This window comes from Avibacterium sp. 21-586 (assembly GCF_026226775.1).
In the GTDB taxonomy this organism is placed as follows: Bacteria; Pseudomonadota; Gammaproteobacteria; order Enterobacterales; family Pasteurellaceae; genus Avibacterium.
In genome coordinates this window covers 389558-406932 of record NZ_JAKKOD010000001.1, presented here as the reverse complement: position 1 = coordinate 406932, position 17375 = coordinate 389558, and the positions used below count along the sequence as shown (strand labels likewise).

The 17375-nt window shown below is 40.7% G+C and carries 12 protein-coding genes and 1 other RNA gene; 5 read left to right on the top strand and 8 right to left on the bottom strand.

Translation table 11 applies throughout. From position 1 onward, the window contains the following. Nucleotides 1–47: 47 nt before the first annotated feature. From folC to truA, 3 genes are all read right to left on the bottom strand, one after another. Nucleotides 48–1406: a bifunctional tetrahydrofolate synthase/dihydrofolate synthase gene (gene folC, locus L5B71_RS01845; protein WP_265756674.1), complete on the bottom strand. Its 1359-nt coding sequence runs from the start codon at nucleotides 1404–1406 to the stop codon at nucleotides 48–50. Continuing rightward, entirely contained in the window at nucleotides 1399–2298 is a 900-nt protein-coding gene (gene accD, locus L5B71_RS01840) for an acetyl-CoA carboxylase, carboxyltransferase subunit beta (protein ID WP_265756672.1), read from the bottom strand. Before accD ends, folC begins: the two co-directional genes overlap by 8 nt. A gap of 75 nt (nucleotides 2299–2373) precedes the next feature. After that, on the bottom strand, nucleotides 2374–3165 hold the full coding sequence (gene truA, locus L5B71_RS01835) for a tRNA pseudouridine(38-40) synthase TruA (protein ID WP_265756670.1): 792 nt from the start codon (nucleotides 3163–3165) through the stop codon (nucleotides 2374–2376). A gap of 115 nt (nucleotides 3166–3280) precedes the next feature. Between truA and L5B71_RS01830 the strand changes: the two genes are divergently transcribed. Next, on the top strand, nucleotides 3281–4120 hold the full coding sequence (locus tag L5B71_RS01830; RefSeq protein ID WP_265756668.1) for a patatin-like phospholipase family protein: 840 nt from the start codon (nucleotides 3281–3283) through the stop codon (nucleotides 4118–4120). A 66-nt stretch (nucleotides 4121–4186) separates the two neighbouring features. Here the strand turns inward: L5B71_RS01830 and rplY are convergent, their stop codons facing one another. Next, a complete protein-coding gene (rplY, locus tag L5B71_RS01825) occupies nucleotides 4187–4474 on the bottom strand; it encodes a 50S ribosomal protein L25 (protein WP_265756666.1) in 288 nt (95 codons plus the stop codon). 393 nt (nucleotides 4475–4867) lie between these two features. Further along, a complete protein-coding gene (locus L5B71_RS01820) occupies nucleotides 4868–6355 on the bottom strand; it encodes a carbon starvation CstA family protein (protein ID WP_265756665.1) in 1488 nt (495 codons plus the stop codon). A 451-nt stretch (nucleotides 6356–6806) separates the two neighbouring features. On the opposite strand from L5B71_RS01820, the gene L5B71_RS01815 reads away from it, so the two are divergent. From L5B71_RS01815 to cydC, 4 genes are all read left to right on the top strand, one after another. Further along, a complete protein-coding gene (locus L5B71_RS01815) occupies nucleotides 6807–7658 on the top strand; it encodes a co-chaperone YbbN (RefSeq protein ID WP_265756664.1) in 852 nt (283 codons plus the stop codon). A gap of 66 nt (nucleotides 7659–7724) precedes the next feature. Further along, nucleotides 7725–8678, top strand: coding sequence for a thioredoxin-disulfide reductase (gene trxB / locus L5B71_RS01810; protein WP_265756663.1), 954 nt, complete (start codon nucleotides 7725–7727; stop codon nucleotides 8676–8678). Between the two features lie 86 nt (nucleotides 8679–8764). Continuing rightward, complete coding sequence (gene cydD / locus L5B71_RS01805) at nucleotides 8765–10525, top strand: heme ABC transporter permease/ATP-binding protein CydD (protein ID WP_265756662.1); 1761 nt, start codon at nucleotides 8765–8767, stop codon at nucleotides 10523–10525. Beyond that, nucleotides 10525–12255, top strand: a complete 1731-nt coding sequence (gene cydC, locus L5B71_RS01800; protein ID WP_265756661.1) for a heme ABC transporter ATP-binding protein/permease CydC — start codon at nucleotides 10525–10527, stop codon at nucleotides 12253–12255. The genes cydD and cydC overlap by 1 nt, the downstream gene beginning before the upstream one ends. A 66-nt stretch (nucleotides 12256–12321) precedes the next feature. On the opposite strand, the gene ffs is transcribed toward cydC, so the two are convergent. The 3 genes from ffs to rplT all read right to left on the bottom strand — a co-directional run bounded on the left by ffs (nucleotide 12322) and on the right by rplT (nucleotide 17330). Continuing rightward, nucleotides 12322–12420: signal recognition particle sRNA small type (ffs, locus tag L5B71_RS01795), an RNA gene on the bottom strand. 301 nt (nucleotides 12421–12721) lie between these two features. Further along, a complete protein-coding gene (gene hrpA / locus L5B71_RS01790) occupies nucleotides 12722–16630 on the bottom strand; it encodes an ATP-dependent RNA helicase HrpA (protein ID WP_265756659.1) in 3909 nt (1302 codons plus the stop codon). Between the two features lie 346 nt (nucleotides 16631–16976). Continuing rightward, nucleotides 16977–17330: a 50S ribosomal protein L20 gene (gene rplT, locus L5B71_RS01785; RefSeq protein WP_005596075.1), complete on the bottom strand. Its 354-nt coding sequence runs from the start codon at nucleotides 17328–17330 to the stop codon at nucleotides 16977–16979. Between the last annotated feature and the right edge of the window lie 45 nt (nucleotides 17331–17375).

The window sequence follows — 17375 nt, the reverse complement described above, 5'->3', positions numbered from 1 at the left end:
CCTTATCTGCATTTCCCTGTCTAAATAAATTTTGACGCTCTAAGTCGTTAGCTAAGCAATTCCAGCAATAAGCCTACCGTATAGAAAGAGCCAAAAACAAGTAGCACATCATTTTCGTGCAAATTTTGCACCGCACTTTGTAGCGCTTGTTCCATTGAAGAAGATGAACTTGCTTTCAGTGTTTTATTTTGCGATAACGCCACCGCTTGTAGTTGTGCCAACAATTCTTCACCACGTTGTCCACGATAGCCAGATAAGCTAATGCAATGCCATTCATCAATCACATCAAGCAAAGGGGAAAACACGCCTTGAGTATCTTTATCTTTCAAAATACCACAAACCGCCAAAATACGTTGTGTCGATTGTTTAAGTGCGGTAAGTTTTTGCGCTAAATATTTTGCAGCGTGTGGATTATGCCCTACGTCAATAATCACTTGTGGCAATTTTTTTTCGTTACAATGTAACAGTTTACTCAAATGCTGTCGCTGCACGTTATCCAACGGTTGGAAACGTCCTGTAAGTTGAACACTTTGCAACGCTTCACGAATATGTTGTTCTGCAATGTTAAACGGAAAATAAGGCAACACCGCTAAAGCTGTGGCGGCATTCGCTAGTGGAATATGTGGAAAAGGCAGATTTTCTAACCGCACTTTTTTGCTTTCATTCTCTCCATTCTGACTGTGTTCACTTTGCCATTGCCAACTTTGATCCGTCTGGCTGAATGTCCACTCTACCCCACGGCGGCTAAGCTGACAATGCAGCTTTTGCGCGTGTTCTAGCATTGTATTTGGCATATCTGGCTCACCAATAATGGCCGGTTTATTCGCCCGAAAAATCCCTGCTTTCTCAAAGGCTATTTGTTCACGGCTATCACCAAGAAAATCCGTGTGATCAATATCAATGCTGGTGATCACCGCAATATCGCTATCCACAATATTGGTGGCATCTAAACGTCCGCCTAGCCCCACTTCCAAAATCACCACATCAAGCTTAGCTTGTTTAAACAGGTACAACGCCGATAAAGTGCTGTATTCAAAATAGGTTAAAGATTGCGTTTTATTCTGCTCAATAAAGGCAAAAGACGCACTATGTTGCGTATCAGGTAATTCTTGATTTTGAATACGAACACGCTCATTATAACGAATTAGATGGGGGGAAGAATACACGCCAACACGATAACCCGCATTGAGCAAGATCAGCTCCAACAAGCGACAGGTTGTGCCTTTTCCATTTGTCCCACCAACGGTGATCACAAAAGGTGCAGGCTTGAGCAAATCAAGCTGTTCTGCCACCGATTTAATGCGATCAAGACCTAAATCAATCGGTTTGAAATGACCTTTTTCCAAATAAGAAAGCCACTGCGACAAAGGCGAAGTGGCTGTTAAAGAAGATTTAAAATTATTCATTCTCTGGGAGATTTTCTACTAATTCAGCTTGCGCAAAAGGAGAGGGCTTATTAGAAAGTTTACCCAACAAGCTTGCTAGGGTTTCACGCATATCACCACGTTTTACGATCATATCAATCGCACCTTTTTCTAACAAGAACTCACTGCGTTGGAAACCTTCTGGCAGTTTTTCACGCACAGTTTGCTCAATCACGCGCGGACCAGCAAAACCAATTAACGCTTTAGGTTCTGCAATATTAATATCGCCAAGCATTGCAAAACTTGCCGAAACCCCACCTAGTGTTGGATCCGTTAGCACGGAAATAAATGGTACGCCTTTTTCACGCATTCTTGCCAATACCGCACTGGTTTTTGCCATTTGCATTAAAGAAATCAATGCTTCTTGCATACGCGCGCCACCACTGGCTGAAAAGCAGACAAAAGGACAATTCTCTTCAATGGCTTTTTCCGCTGCTTTAACAAATTTCGCCCCAACCACAGCGCCCATTGAGCCGCCCATAAAGCTAAAGTTAGACGCGGCAGTAACCACGGGCATACCATATAAGGTACCTGCCATCGCGATCAAGGCATCTTTTTCCCCTGTTTCTTTTTGCGCTGAAGTTAAACGATCTTTATATTTTTTTAAATCTTTAAATTTTAAAATATCTTTTGGCTCTAGATCTGCAGCAATTTCCACCGCACTTTCTTTATCTAGTAAAGCTAATAAACGTGTACGCGCATCAATACGCATATGGTGTTCGCATTTTGGACAAACTTCTAAATTACGTGTTAATTCATCACGATATAATACTTGTCCGCAAGAGGTACATTTTGTCCAAACGCCTTCTGGCACGTTGGCCTTGCGTGTATTTGATGCCGTATTTTTACTAAAAATTCGATCAATCCAGCTCATTTTAACCCTTTCTTATTCATAAAAAAATTCTGCTTATTACACCATAATTTGCACGAATATTCTAGTTTTTAAACGCTATAACTGATCGGACAAATAAAGTGGCCCAAGTGCATTTTGCGGAATGGCAAATTGTTCAGGATAATGCACTTGCACTAAATAAAGCCCTTCTGGTTTGGCGGTAGGCGCAGCCAGTTTGCGATCTTTTTGCGCGAGCAGCCAGCTTATCCACTCCACAGGCTGACGCCCTGCCCCCACTTCCATTAGGCTACCCACAATATTTCGCACCATATGATGAACAAAAGCATTGGCTTGAATATCCACAATAATGTATTTTCCTTGCCTAATCACATTCAAATGATGCACATTTCGCCACGGTGTATTGGATTGACACTGTGCCGCACGAAAAGAAGAAAAATCATTTTCTCCCAATAGCGCCTGCCCTGCTTGGTGCATTAGTAGGTGATCCAACGGCTGATGATAATGGGTAACCCCTTCTGGCAAAATCGCCGAACGCAATTTATTGTTATAAATCACATAGCGATAACGGCGTGCGATAGCACTAAAACGTGCGTGAAAATCATCATCAACCTGCTTTGCCCAAGATACCGCAATATCATCGGGCAAATTGGCGTTTACCCCAAAACTCCACGCACTTTCTGCGCGAATAGCATTGGTTTCAAAATGCACCACCTGCCCTGTTGCGTGCACACCAGAATCCGTCCGCCCAGCACAGAAAATTTGACATTCTTCATTCGCTACAAAGGAAATGGCTTTTTCTAACCGCGCTTGCACACTTGCAACACTCTCCTGCCGTTGCCAGCCAAAATAATGCTTGCCATTATATTCAATGCCTAGGGCAATTTTCATTTTCATATCCTAATTTCATCTAATCGGTTGGTATTATAAAGTAAATTTATTGCTTGATGAACCCTGACCAAGTGTTATCATTTATCCTTTGGATTGGAGTTAAAAAGGCGTAATAATGAAAATTGGATTAGTGTTAGAAGGCGGTGCGATGCGTGGAATGTTCACCGCTGGCGTGCTTGATCTATTTCTGAAAGAAAATGTGCATATTGACGGTATTGTGAGCGTGTCAGCAGGTGCGCTATTTGGTGTGAATTATCCTTCTAAGCAAGCGGGCCGTGTCATTCGCTACAATCTAAAATACTTGAATGATAAGCGCTATCTTGGCTTTACTAGCCTATTTACCACGGGCAATATTGTGAATAAGGATTTCGCCTTTTATCAAGTGCCGTTTACCCTTGATCCCTTTGATAATGAAGCTTTCAAACAAGCCAATACGGATTTCTACGCCACGCTCACCAATATTGAAACGGGACAAGCGGAATATGTAAAAATCAGCGATCCTTTTGCGCAAATGGAAACCTTGCGCGCCACTTCCGCAATGCCTTTTGTTTCACAATATGTTGAAATTAATGGTAAAAAATATTTAGATGGGGGGATTGCTGACAGTATTCCATTGGATTTTTGTCAACACTTAGGTTACGAAAAAATTATCGTTATTTTGACCCGCACTTTCGATTATCGCAAAAAACCTTCAGCCAAATGGCTGATTAATTGGTTCTATCACAAATATCCACGCCTTGCCGAAAAGCTTATTCAACGTGCAGAACACTATAATCAACAAATCGAGAAAATTATTAAGTTAGAGCAGGAAGGGAAAATTTTCGTCATTCGCCCACCGCAAGATCTGCACATCAAACGTATCGAAAAAGATCGGCAAAAAATTCAGGCGATGTATGAATTAGGGTTGAATGAAGCAGAAAAACAAATAGATAATCTTAGATGCTATCTTAGATAATAAGATGACAAAAGGCTCTTTGCAAAACAAAGAGCCCTCGCATTTAGAGTGGTTTAAACTTAAAGATTATGCTCTTTTAAAGTCAATATGAACGAGTTTTGGCTTGAATGGGTGGCGTTGCATTGCTTGAACTTTCACTGCCACTTCTTTACCATCAATCACTAAAGTAATGACATCTGAATAGAAAGAATCATGTACTTGAGCGTTGTTTAATTCATCGTGGTTTAAGATGATTGAAACAGGTGCTTCATTCCCACCATAAACGATTGCAGGAATTTGACCATTATGACGCAGGCGGCGGCTCGCACCCTTACCTTGCGCTGTACGCACTTCAGCGTTAAATTTGAATGACATAGTTATATTCTCTTTAATTAAACGTTAATAGAATAAATCGCAGGCGACCCAGCGATTTTACAAAACTAAACTCAAAATAACCTTTGAGCTGGGGGATTATAATCAATCCCAATCCTTAAAGCAAATGGAATTATACAAGTTAGGTGATTTCTATAAATTACCATTCTTATGATAAAAACCTAAAATATTTTTGAACTATCTCTTTTAATAAGAGTCTTAATAAATGCTAGTGCACTGCAAATTGCAGTTGTCTTTTTTAAATAGTTTCTTATTTAAGACCTCTCCGCCACCTGATTTTAAGTGGCGGTTTTTTTATACTTAAAATAAATAAAAATAACATAAAAAAAACCGCACTTTATACGGAGACAAAGTGCGGATGAATTTTCGTTATTTTTAGATTTTCACTGTTTCAGAATCAGGATCACCATTAGCAATTGGTTTTAACAAGGTGAAAAAGCAAATAAGCGCTAATACAGTTAAACCAGTACCAACCCAAACAGAAACACTGTAGCTTAAGCCTAAACCAATTTTTGCGTAAGCAAGGAAGGTGGCGGATACCATTGTCATAAAGATTGCAGGAATCGTACAAATCCAATGGAATTTATTATAACGATATAGATATGCCGCTGCAGTCCACAGCATTACCATTGCAGTAGTTTGGTTTGCCCAACCGAAATAACGCCAAATTACTTGGAAATCAAGTTTAGAAATAATGAAACCTAATACGAATAATGGAATTGCTATCATTAAACGTTTAATTAAGTTGCGTTGATCAATTTTAAAAAATTCTGCGATGATTAAGCGTGCTGCTCGAAATGAAGTATCCCCAGATGTGATAGGCAATACCACCACGCCAAGCACGGCTAAAATACCACCGAAGTAACCAAGCATATGAGTGGCAGAATCATAAACTACTTTTGAAGGTGTTCCTGCTGTAATCGCATCATTCATTAATGCAGGGCTGTCATAGAAGGTTAAACCTACGGTACACCAAATTAACGCAATTATCCCCTCGCCAATCATTGCACCATAAAAAATAAAACGGCCTTCTGTTTCATTTTGCATACAACGTGCCATTAGTGGCGATTGTGTTGCATGGAACCCTGAAACTGCTCCACACGCAATAGTAACAAAAATTAATGGCCAAATTGGTAAATCTTTAGGATGCATATTTTCGAAAAATTTAGAAAAACTCATCTCACCAACAGAGTGAAATAACGCTTTATCTTCAAATAGTAGCGCAAATAACATACCAAAAGACATAAATAGTAATAATGCCCCAAATAATGGATAAATGCGGCCAATAATTTTATCTACAGGCACTAAGGTCGCTATAATATAGTAAGCAAAGATAATAGCAGTCCAAACTAATAATGTATTTTGACTTTCTAAATTAAAGGTATCCCCTAAATTATCTATTGTTAAGTTCGTCAATAGGCTAGCAGGGGAAATAACAAAGACAACGCCGACAAGAATTAATAGCACAAGAGCCAAAGCATTCATAAAATATTTAATTGGAGAACCTAAATATTTTCCGGCCAGATTTGGTACAGATTGCCCGCCATTACGAACACTCAACATTCCACTAAAATAATCATGTACAGCACCAGCGAAAACACAGCCTAAAACAATCCATAACATTGCTACAGGCCCGTATAAAGCCCCTAGAATAGGACCGAAAATAGGGCCTGTTCCTGCAATATTCAATAATTGAATAAGCCAAATTTTCTTTTTAGACATTGGTACATAATCTACCCCGTCAGCCATCTCATGAGCTGGGGGGAGGCGGTTAGGATTAATTTTAAAAACGCGTTCAACAATTGAACCATAAAAGAAGTAACCAAGTAAAAGCAAGGCTACACACGAAAGAAACCATAACATAAGAGAACCTCATAAATGAATGATAGGAAAATCAGCACGCAAGTTTATCAAGCGTAAAAATACTGTAAATATATTGTTGCAATTTATGTGATCTTACGCACAAAATTTATTCATCTTTATTTTCAAATTGATCGTTATTGCCTCTATAATACTTAAAAAAACCTATATTTGATTTAAAATTATTCCCAATAAAAATTAACCGATCGCGCCTAGCACATCATCAATTAAATAAGAAAAGTTTTCCAAAAGGCACCGCTCTTTTGTTACAATCAATACTCATTTTTTAACATAACCCAAAGGGTTGGATCTATTTTTCGTGATAACGGTGTTGAACGTAGTTTGTTGGGAATAACTAAACTTTACCACATTCGCCTTGCTCTCTCGAAAATAGGCTCCAGCTTAAATCTAAAATGAATTATCAACAGACCCTAGGGTGAAACGTGGAGTGAAAATGTCAGCTTATATTATTGATATTACGGAACAAAATCTCACCGAGATCTTACAACAAACTCAACAAAAACCAGTTGCGCTTGTATTTTATGCGCCAAGCCACAGAGAATCCACGGCGTTTGTAAGTGTGCTAGAACGCTATGCGGAAAAACACCAAGGGCAATTTTTATTGGGCAAAATTAACTGTGAGGCTGAACAAATGGTGGCGGCACAGTTTCGTATTCAAACCCTACCAACTACCTATTTATTCAAAGACGGACAAGCCCTTGATGCGTTCCAAGGGGCATTAGATGACGCTACCCTTGAGCAACATTTAAGCTTTATTTTGCCAAAAGAAGAAGAGATTAAATTTACTCAAGCGTTAGATTTTCTTGCTAATGAAAACTATGATCAAGCCTTGCCATTGCTAAAAGAAGCGTGGGAGCTTTCTGATCACAAAAATAGTGATATTGCCCTGCTTTATGCGGAAACTTATATTGCAATGAAACGCGTTGAACCTGCACAGGAAATTTTAAACCGTATCCCATTGCAAGATCGCGATAGCCGTTGGCAAGGGCTGCAAGCACAAATTGACTTATTAATTAAAGCTGCAGATACCCCAGAAATTCAGCAATTACAAGCAGAATATGCCAAAAACCCAAGCTCTGAAATTGCCTTAAAACTGGCGTTACAGCTACACCAAGCGCACCGCAATGAAGACGCCTTGGAATTATTATTCAGCTTATTAAAACAAGATTTAGGTGTACTGAATGGCGAAGTCAAACAAGAGTTTTTATCTATTCTTGCCGCCATTGGTAATAACGATCCTATTACCAATAAATACCGCCGATTGCTCTATTCACTACTCTATTAATGAATTTAACAGCGTAAGGCTCTATAATAGCGAAGATTTTTTACGATTTATAAACTAGGAATTTTTATGTCAGAAATGAAACATTGCAAACTGTTAATTTTAGGTTCTGGGCCCGCAGGCTACACTGCGGCAATTTATGCAGCGCGTGCGAATTTAAGTCCAGTATTAGTCACTGGCTTACAACAAGGCGGACAGCTCACCACAACTACAGAAATCGAAAACTGGCCGGGGGATTTTGGCGATACCACAGGCCCTGAGTTAATGCAAAGAATGTTGCAACACGCGGAGAAATTCGATACCGAGATTATTTTCGATCATATTAATCGTGTGGATCTTTCTTCTCGTCCGTTCAAACTTTATGGTGATGTTCAAAGTTTTAGCTGTGATGCGCTAATTATTGCCACTGGTGCGTCTGCGCGCTATATCGGCTTGCCTTCTGAAGAGGCCTTCAAAGGTCGTGGCGTTTCTGCTTGTGCCACTTGTGATGGTTTTTTCTACCGCAATAAACCTGTTGCAGTAATTGGAGGTGGAAACACCGCGGTGGAAGAAGCCCTTTATTTAGCCAATATTGCTTCTGAAGTGCATTTAGTGCATCGCCGTGATAGCTTCCGTGCAGAAAAAATCTTAGTGGATCGCCTATACAAAAAAGTGGAAGAAGGAAAAATTATCCTGCATACCGACCGTACTTTAGATGAAGTACTTGGCGACAATATGGGCGTAACCGGAATGCGTTTAAGAAACACGCAAACAAATGAGACAGAAGAACTAAAACTAGACGGTATTTTTATAGCAATCGGGCACGCTCCCAATACTGACATTTTCGCCGATCAGCTTAAACTCAATAATGGCTACATCGTGGTCAAATCTGGCTTAGAAGGCAACGCCACTGCCACATCAGTAGAAGGCGTATTTGCCGCAGGTGATGTAATGGATCACAATTACCGACAAGCCATCACGTCTGCTGGCACTGGTTGTATGGCTGCCTTAGATGCAGAACGTTTTTTGGATAGCCAAGAATAACCCTAAGCTGTGCATTATTCACGTAATGCACAACTTTTTTTCTTTTATCATCACGTTAACTTTACTTAACCTTTTTAAACAGAATTATGGATAAAGCTCGCCAACGACACCTACAAAAATGGCTACGTGCCCAACAAAAGCCCATAAAAAAGTTACTCAGCCTAAATATTTTATTGGCTAGCCTTTCATCTCTGATCTTAGTTGCGCAAACCTATTTGCTCGCCACCCTATTACATCAGCTCATTATCGAGCAAACCGCAAGGGAAAATTTGATCGGTTATTTTATCGCTTTAGTAATAGGCTTTGGCTTGCGTGCGATCATTTTGTATTGGCGTGAACGCCTTGGTTTCAAGTGCGGTCAAAAATTAAGACATTTTATCCGCCAACAAATTTTTACCAAATTACACCAAGTTGGCCCAGCAATGATTAATCAAAAACCGGCTGGCAGTTGGGCAAGCATAATGTTAGAACAGGTGGAAAATCTACATAATTTCTATGCGCGCTATTTGCCACAACAAGCTCTTTCGGTGATCGTTCCGCTGATTATTTTAATTGCCATCTTTCCACTAAATTGGGCGGCAGGGTTAATTTTGCTCATTACTGCTCCCCTTGTACCAATTTTTATGATTTTGGTTGGAATTGCCGCCGCAGACAGCAGCCAAAAAAATATGCAAACCTTGGCAAAATTAAGTGGTCAATTTTTAGATCGTCTACGCGGGCTGGAAACCTTACGTTTATTCAATAAAACGGAAGAACAAACCGCCCATATTGAACAAGCCACTGAAGATTTCCGCGAAACCACAATGGACGTGCTGAAAATGGCGTTTTTGTCTTCTGCGGTGTTAGAATTTTTCACCTCGATTTCCATTGCGCTAATGGCCGTCTATTTTGGTTTTAGCTATTTGGGCGAGCTTGATTTCGGTGCTTATGGCACGCCAATCACCTTATTTATCGGCTTTTTCTGCTTAATTCTAGCTCCAGAGTTTTATCAGCCTTTGCGTGATCTTGGCACTTATTATCACGATCGTGCAGCAGCTATTGGCGCGGCTGATGCCATTGTCGAATTTTTAGAACAGCCTATTTTAAATGAAGCGGAAGCAAGCCAAGATTTCACTTTAAATGAAACGGTTGAAATCCACGCGCAAGATCTGGTGGTACTCTCACCACAAGGAAAACCACTCACCCAAGCCCTTAATTTTCATCTGCCAGCCAAAAGTCATACGGCGTTAGTCGGGCAAAGTGGTGCGGGAAAAACCTCATTAATCAATACCCTACTCGGTTTTTTAGATTATCAAGGCAGCCTGAAAATTAATGGTATTGAACTCAATCAAATGAATAAAACCCAATGGCGCAGTGCGATTGCGTGGGTGGGACAAAACCCCTTGCTATTACAAGGCACGATTCGTGAAAACTTACTATTGGGTAATATCCAAGCTAGCGATGAACAAATTCAGCACGCCTTAGCACAAGCACAGGCTACCGTATTTACCGATAAATTAGGGCTAGATGCCGAAATCAAAGAAGGGGGCATTGGGCTTTCCGTAGGGCAAGCGCAACGTTTAGCCATTGCCCGCGCCTTATTGCGTCATCGCCATTTATTATTACTTGATGAACCCACTGCCAGCCTTGATGCACAATCAGAAAATCTGGTGCTTACCGCCTTGCAAAAAATTAGCCGTGAACAAACTACCTTGATGATCACACACCGCATTGAAGATCTCAAACAATGCGATTGTATTTTTGTGATGCAACAAGGACAAATTGTTCAACAAGGCAACTTTGCCGAATTACAAAATAACGGATTTTTCGCAGAACTTCTTGCACAACGTAAACAGGATATTAATTAATGCGTACACTTTTACCATTTTTACGTTTATTTAAGCACGCTAAATTTGTTTTATTTTTAGGCTTAATCCTGATGATCACAGGACTTTCCGCCAGCATTGGCTTATTAACGGTATCAGGCTGGTTCTTAGCCGCCACCGCCTTGGCAGGTATTGGCACATTATTTAACTTTTTCTATCCCTCTGCTACCGTACGTGGCTTGGCAATTGGACGCACCGTAGCCCGTTATTTTGAAAAAATTGTTACTCACGATGCCACCTTTAGAATCCTCGCTAAATTGCGTGTGCAAGTATTCCAAAAGATCATTCCCCTAAGCCCAGCCGTGCTAAATCGTTATCGCAACAGTGATTTATTAAACCGCTTAGTGGCAGATGTGGATACGCTCGATAGTCTCTATCTTCGCCTGCTCGCGCCCTTTATCAGCGCTTTGCTGGTGATTGGCTTTCTCACCCTAGGTTTGAGCTTTTTTAACCTTTCACTCGCCCTCTTTTTTGGTGCAATTTTGACCGCACTTGTATTGATTGTACCAACGATTTTTTATCAGTTAGGGCAAAAATTCGGGCATAAACTCACCCAAGTGCGTGCCGCTTACCGCACACAATTTGTGGAATATATCCAATCTCAAGCTGAATTATTGCTGTTTAACGCACAAAAACCACTCAAACAAAAGCTGGACGAAACAGAACAACAATGGCAACACTTTCAACAAAAAGAAGCCAATTTAAGCGGATTTTCCACCGCACTTGTGCTTTTTGCCAATGGGATTTTGCTCACACTGACCTTATGGTTTGCCGCCAATGCCGATTTGGGTAGTGATCGATATAGCCCTGCTATTATCGCCCTATTTGCCCTTGCCGCACTGGCTGCCTTTGAGATTTTAATGCCTTTGGGGTCGGCATTTTTGCATATCGGACAAGTGATTGCTTCTGCCGAACGGGTTACCGAAATCACCGAACAAACTCCATTGGTGCAATTTAACGGACAAAAAACTATCGAAAAAAACACCGCACTTGATCTTTCCATTCAGCAAGTGAGTTTCACTTATCCTGAACGCCAAGATGTTGCATTACAGAACATCAACCTTGAAATTCCACAAGGGGAAAAAGTTGCTATTCTAGGAAAAACTGGCAGTGGCAAATCCACCCTGTTACAGCTTTTAGTTCGTAATTATAATCCCGCACAAGGGAAAATTTTCCTTGCCAATCAACCGATTGAAAGCTACAGAGAAAAAAGTTTGCGCAACCAAATGTGCTTTTTAACCCAACGCGTACATATTTTTAGCGACACCCTGCGTAATAATTTACAACTAGCAAACCAGCAGCCTATTTCTGATGAGGCGATGATTGAAGTGCTAAACCAAGTGGGCTTAGGCAAATTACTAGAGCAAGAACAGGGCTTAGCCCAATGGCTTGGCGATGGCGGCCGCCCGCTTTCAGGCGGTGAACAACGCCGTCTAGGTTTAGCACGCGTATTGCTAAATCAAGCGCCCATTTTACTACTTGATGAACCTACCGAAGGTTTAGATCGTGAAACAGAACGCCAAATTCTGCGTTTAATTCTTACGCATTGCCAAAACAAAACCTTGGTTATGATAACTCACCGCCTTACCGCTATCGAACAATTTGATAACCTTTACATTATTGATGACGGTAAATTGATTGAACAAGGCAATTATCAAACCTTAATGGCAAAAGAAAACGGCTTTTTTAAACAATTAGTAGAAAGAATTTAACCAAACAGAAAAAATAAGCACTGGTTTAAGAAGAGAAAAAGCGGAGAAAACAAAAGCTGGGCGGAAACCTTCCCAGCTTGATCTCGGCACACGAAAAATCTGACTTTGGCTGCTTTCTTCCGAACCTGACCGAGTAAACCAGACCTCGTTGCGAGGAACCGAGAAGGTTTCCATAACATCTGCCACCAAATCTAGCAACAGAACGCTCGCATTATGCCCCAAGCCCTAGGGAATTGCAAACCTTTCATCCCTAAATAGGCTTAAATGCTGAAAAATAAAGCAACAATTTACTCTTATGTCGATACCATTATTTAACGTGCAGTTGTGATTTTCTAAGATTTTTAAAATCTGAAAAAAAATGATACTACACTTTCATTTACTTTATTTATCCCTGTGTACTTTCTCAAATGGAGATAATTTTCTCTTTAGGTCGAGTTTTCTATTCACTTTAGCTCGTTGAACGACTTCAACCCAACTCATTAATCACATTCAAAATCCGTTTATCTGAAATAGGATATTTCGTACCAAGTTGTTGTGCGAATAGGCTGACGCGTAGTTCTTCGATCATATAAGGAATTTCTGCCACTTCCGCAGGGATTGGCTTGGATTTTGGCAGTTTTAATAATAACTGCTGATACGCCTTTTCGACGCTTTCTACCCGCAACATTGCAGCACGATCACGGTTGGGATCTTGCAGTAATTTGTCAATGCGTTTATCAATGGCTTGCAAATAACGTAATAAATCTGGTAAGCGTTGATAGCCCGTTTTCTGCACAAAATTTGGATAAATAAGATGATTGATTTGCGCTTTAATATCTGAAAGGGCAAAGGCTAAGGTGAAATCCATTTTGCCTTTTAAACGTTTATTGATTTCAAATACAAGGGTCAAAATCTCTTCCACTTGTTTGGCAATATCCACCGTGGTTTCGTTTAAATTAGCACGAATATCGTCTTTTAAGCGCTCAAAATCCTGTTCATTCCATACAAAACCGCCGAAATCTTGCACTAATTTATCCACGGCGCAGGCGATACAATCGTCAATCAATTCCAGCACTTTGCCAAATGGCGTGAAATACAGCCCTAGTTTTGATTTATTGGGTAGTTTTTCGTGCAAATATTTTATCGGCGATGGCACATTAAGCAATAATAAGCGGCGTAGTCCCTGTTCCATTGCGACGGCTTGCTCAAATTCTGTTTCAAATAATTTGATCCCGACAGAATCTTTTTCGTCCACAATGGCAGGATAGGCTTTGATGGTAAAACCTTGCTTTTTCTGCTCATAATATTGCGGTAATTGGTCGAAATTCCATAAATGAATCCCTGTTTGCTCAATGCCTTCGTCTGCCACGGCTGACAAGGTTTCCTGCACTTGCGCTTTTAGGCTCACTTTGAGTTCATCTAAATTTTTACTCTCAGCAATTTTCTTACCTTTTTCATTAACCACACGGAAGGTCATTGTTAAGTGCGGTGGAATTTGAGCAAGATTCCATTCATCAGGGGCAACATAAACGCCTGTGATTTTACGCAATTCCGCAGACAGCGTTTCTAGTAACGGCTTATCCAAATCATTCACACGTCCAAGAAAAGCTTCCGCATAATTCGGTGCAGGCACAAAATGGCGGCGTAATGTTTTTGGTAAAGATTTAATCAGGGCGATAATCAGCTCTTTGCGTAAGCCCGGAATTTGCCAGTCAACCCCTTGCATTTCCACTTGATTAAGTAATGGCAAGGGAATATGCACGGTTACGCCATCGGCTTCCATACCCGGTTCAAATTGGTAGCTAAGCTTTAATTTTAAATTGCCTTGATGCCAGAAATTAGGGAAATCTAGCTCGCTGACATTGGCGTTATCATTGGTGAGAAAAGCTTTTTCAAAATTCAGTAATTCAGGATCTTTTTGCCGTGCTTTTTTCCACCAAGTATCAAAATGCTTTTGCGACACCACTTCTGTGCCAATACGTTGATCATAAAATTCAAATAAACGGCGTTCGTCCACCAAAATATCTCGGCGGCGTGTCTTGTGTTCTAACTCTTCCACTTCGCGAATCAGCCGTTGATTTTGCAAGAAGAACGTGTGTTTCGTGTGCCAATTTCCTTCCACCAATGCAGATTGAATAAAAATTTCTCGGCTCACCGCAGGATCAATTTTGCCATAATTCACTGGGCGGCTTGCCACAATCGGCACGCCATAAAAGGTCACTTTTTCATTGGCGATGACCGCCCCTTTGGATTTTGACCAATGTGGCTCGGCATAAGATTTTTTCACTAAATGTTGTGCCAATGGCTCAATCCATTCGGGATCAATCTCTGCTACCATTCGTCCCCATAATTTTGAGGTTTCCACTAATTCCGCTGCCATACACCATTTTGGCTGCTTCTTAAATAGTACGGAGTTAGGAAAAATCGCAAAATGGGCATTTCTCGCACCTAAATATTGCTGTTTTTCCGCTTCTTTCATACCAATATGAGAAAGCAAGCCGGATAAAAGAGCGGTGTGAATTTGCGGATATTCAGCCACTTGCGAATTAATCGGCAAACCTATTTCACGCACGGTTAAACGAATTTGATGATAAATATCCTGCCATTCCCGCACGCGGATATAACTCAAATAATCTTTCTGGCATAAACGGCGGAACTGATTTTTGCTTAAGGCTTTTTGCTGTTCTTGCAGATAATTCCACAAGTTTAAGAACGCGAGAAAATCTGATTTTTTATCCGCAAAACGGCGATGTTTTTCATCTGCCGCTTGCTGTTTTTCTTGTGGACGCTCTCTAGGATCTTGAATAGAAAGTGCTGCCACGATGATCATCACTTCGTGCAACGCATTGCTGTTTACCGCACTCAGTAACATTTTACCCAAACGAGGATCAACGGGTAGCTGAGCAAGCTGGCGTCCAATTTGCGTGAGCTGGCGTTTTTCGCCGTGCTTGGTTTTCACGATTTGGAAGGCTTGCAATTCTTCCAATAACTTAATACCGTCTTGAATATGGCGTCTGTCAGGAGCATCGACGAAAGGAAATGCACTAATATCATCTAGCCCAAGAGCGGTCATTTGTAAGATGACGGAGGCGAGATTGGTACGCAAAATTTCAGGATCGGTAAATTCTGGGCGCTGATTAAAATCCTCTTCTGAATAAAGACGGATACAAATCCCTTCGGATACCCGTCCACAACGCCCTTTACGTTGATTTGCCGAAGCTTGTGAAATCGGCTCAATGGGTAGCCGTTGCACTTTAGTGCGGTAGCTATAACGGGAAATGCGTGCCGTGCCGGGGTCGATCACATATTTAATACCGGGTACAGTCAGTGAAGTTTCTGCCACATTGGTAGCAAGCACAATACGATTTAAACCGCTTGGGTGAAAAATTTTGTTTTGCTCTTGCGCCGATAAGCGAGCAAAGAGCGGTAGGATTTCAGTATGTTTTAAATGTTGTTTTTCCAAGGCTTCTGCCGTGTCACGGATTTCACGCTCACCATTTAGGAAAATCAAAATGTCGCCCCGCCCTTCTGCCTGTAATTCATCAACGGCATTAAGAATAGACTGGATTTGATCTTGTTCTTCCGTTTCAGCTACAGGACGATAACGTACTTCCACAGGATAGGTTCGCCCCGAAACTTCAATGATTGGCGCATTATTAAAATGACGCGAAAAACGCTCCACATCAATGGTTGCCGAGGTAATAATCACCTTTAAATCAGGGCGTTTTGCTAACAGCTGTTTTAAATAACCAAGAATAAAATCGTTATTTAGACTGCGTTCGTGGGCTTCGTCGATGATCAAGGTATCATATTGATTTAAAAAAGGATCACTTTGAATTTCAGCAAGTAAAATACCATCTGTCATCAGCTTAATTTGGGTATCATCACTGATTTGATCGTTAAAACGCACCTTATAGCCCACCAACGTTCCTAGATCACAATGTAGCTCTTCGGCAATGCGTGTTGCCACAGAACGAGCGGCAATGCGGCGCGGTTGGGTGTGTCCGATCAAGCCTTTTTGTCCACGCCCTAGTTCAAGGCACATTTTCGGCAACTGGGTGGTTTTTCCTGAACCGGTTTCTCCCGCAATAACCACGACTTGGTTTTGCTCAATGGCTTTGACAATTTCATCTTTGCGCTGGCTTACCGGCAAGTTTTCAGGAAATTCAATTTTTCCAACCGCACTTTTCCGTTGCTGTAAACGCGCCTGTGCCTGCTGAATTTGTAATTGAATTTCAGCAGCCACTTTTTCTTGTGTTTGCGGATTTTTGATTTGGTGTAGCCCTCTAATTCGCCCTTGTAGACGGCGATAATCCACGTTCATTATCTCCGTTAATTGAGCAAATAAGGCTTTTTGTAATGAGCTAAATGGTTGTTTATGCTTTGTATTTTTCATTGGTTGTATATATAGGATCACGTCCGTTTTCATCGGACGTGAAATGATAAATTGCGTGAATGATTTTCAAGATTTTCTTGTTTACCTATTTGTGGGCAAATTTACTAAAAACAATCAAAAAATAAATAAAATTTGCACCGCACTTTGCTTTTATATTTTATGCGGGCGAATAGATAAATCCGTCCCTACAGGTTACTTTTTAGTAAGATAAAAAGAATGAGAAATTTCACCGCATTTTAAGCGGATAAAAAACCTTGATAAATCATTCTTATGTGTATTTGAGCAGCAAAATTGGCTTATAAGAAAAAGGACGCTATGTAGCGTCCCTTATAATCAGTCTTTAAAATTAAAGCGCAGATTTTGCTTTTTCAACTAATGCTGCAAATGCAACTTTGTCGAATACTGCAATATCAGCAAGGATCTTACGATCGATTTCAACAGATGCTTTTTTCAAGCCGTTGATAAATTTACTGTAAGATAAGCCATTTTGACGTGCCGCAGCATTGATACGCGCAATCCATAATTGACGGAATTGACGTTTACGTTGACGGCGGTCGCGATAAGCATATTGACCTGCTTTAATTACAGCTTGGAACGCAACGCGATAAACACGCGAACGCGCACCATAATAACCTTTAGCTGCCTTAAGAACTTTCTTATGGCGAGCTCTTGCAATAACACCACGTTTTACACGAGCCATTATTTAATCTCCTATACAATATTATTAACTAAAATTCACTTGACG

Excerpts from the sequence above, each read along its gene's own strand:
- folC (WP_265756674.1), bottom strand. The coding sequence starts at position 1,406 with ATGAATAATTTTAAATCTTCTTTAACAGCCACTTCGCCTTTGTCGCAG.
- accD (WP_265756672.1), bottom strand. The coding sequence starts at position 2,298 with ATGAGCTGGATTGATCGAATTTTTAGTAAAAATACGGCATCAAATACA.
- truA (WP_265756670.1), bottom strand. The coding sequence starts at position 3,165 with ATGAAAATTGCCCTAGGCATTGAATATAATGGCAAGCATTATTTTGGC.
- L5B71_RS01830 (WP_265756668.1), top strand. The coding sequence starts at position 3,281 with ATGAAAATTGGATTAGTGTTAGAAGGCGGTGCGATGCGTGGAATGTTC.
- rplY (WP_265756666.1), bottom strand. The coding sequence starts at position 4,474 with ATGTCATTCAAATTTAACGCTGAAGTGCGTACAGCGCAAGGTAAGGGT.
- L5B71_RS01820 (WP_265756665.1), bottom strand. The coding sequence starts at position 6,355 with ATGTTATGGTTTCTTTCGTGTGTAGCCTTGCTTTTACTTGGTTACTTC.
- L5B71_RS01815 (WP_265756664.1), top strand. The coding sequence starts at position 6,807 with ATGTCAGCTTATATTATTGATATTACGGAACAAAATCTCACCGAGATC.
- trxB (WP_265756663.1), top strand. The coding sequence starts at position 7,725 with ATGTCAGAAATGAAACATTGCAAACTGTTAATTTTAGGTTCTGGGCCC.
- cydD (WP_265756662.1), top strand. The coding sequence starts at position 8,765 with ATGGATAAAGCTCGCCAACGACACCTACAAAAATGGCTACGTGCCCAA.
- cydC (WP_265756661.1), top strand. The coding sequence starts at position 10,525 with ATGCGTACACTTTTACCATTTTTACGTTTATTTAAGCACGCTAAATTT.
- hrpA (WP_265756659.1), bottom strand. The coding sequence starts at position 16,630 with ATGAAAAATACAAAGCATAAACAACCATTTAGCTCATTACAAAAAGCC.
- rplT (WP_005596075.1), bottom strand. The coding sequence starts at position 17,330 with ATGGCTCGTGTAAAACGTGGTGTTATTGCAAGAGCTCGCCATAAGAAA.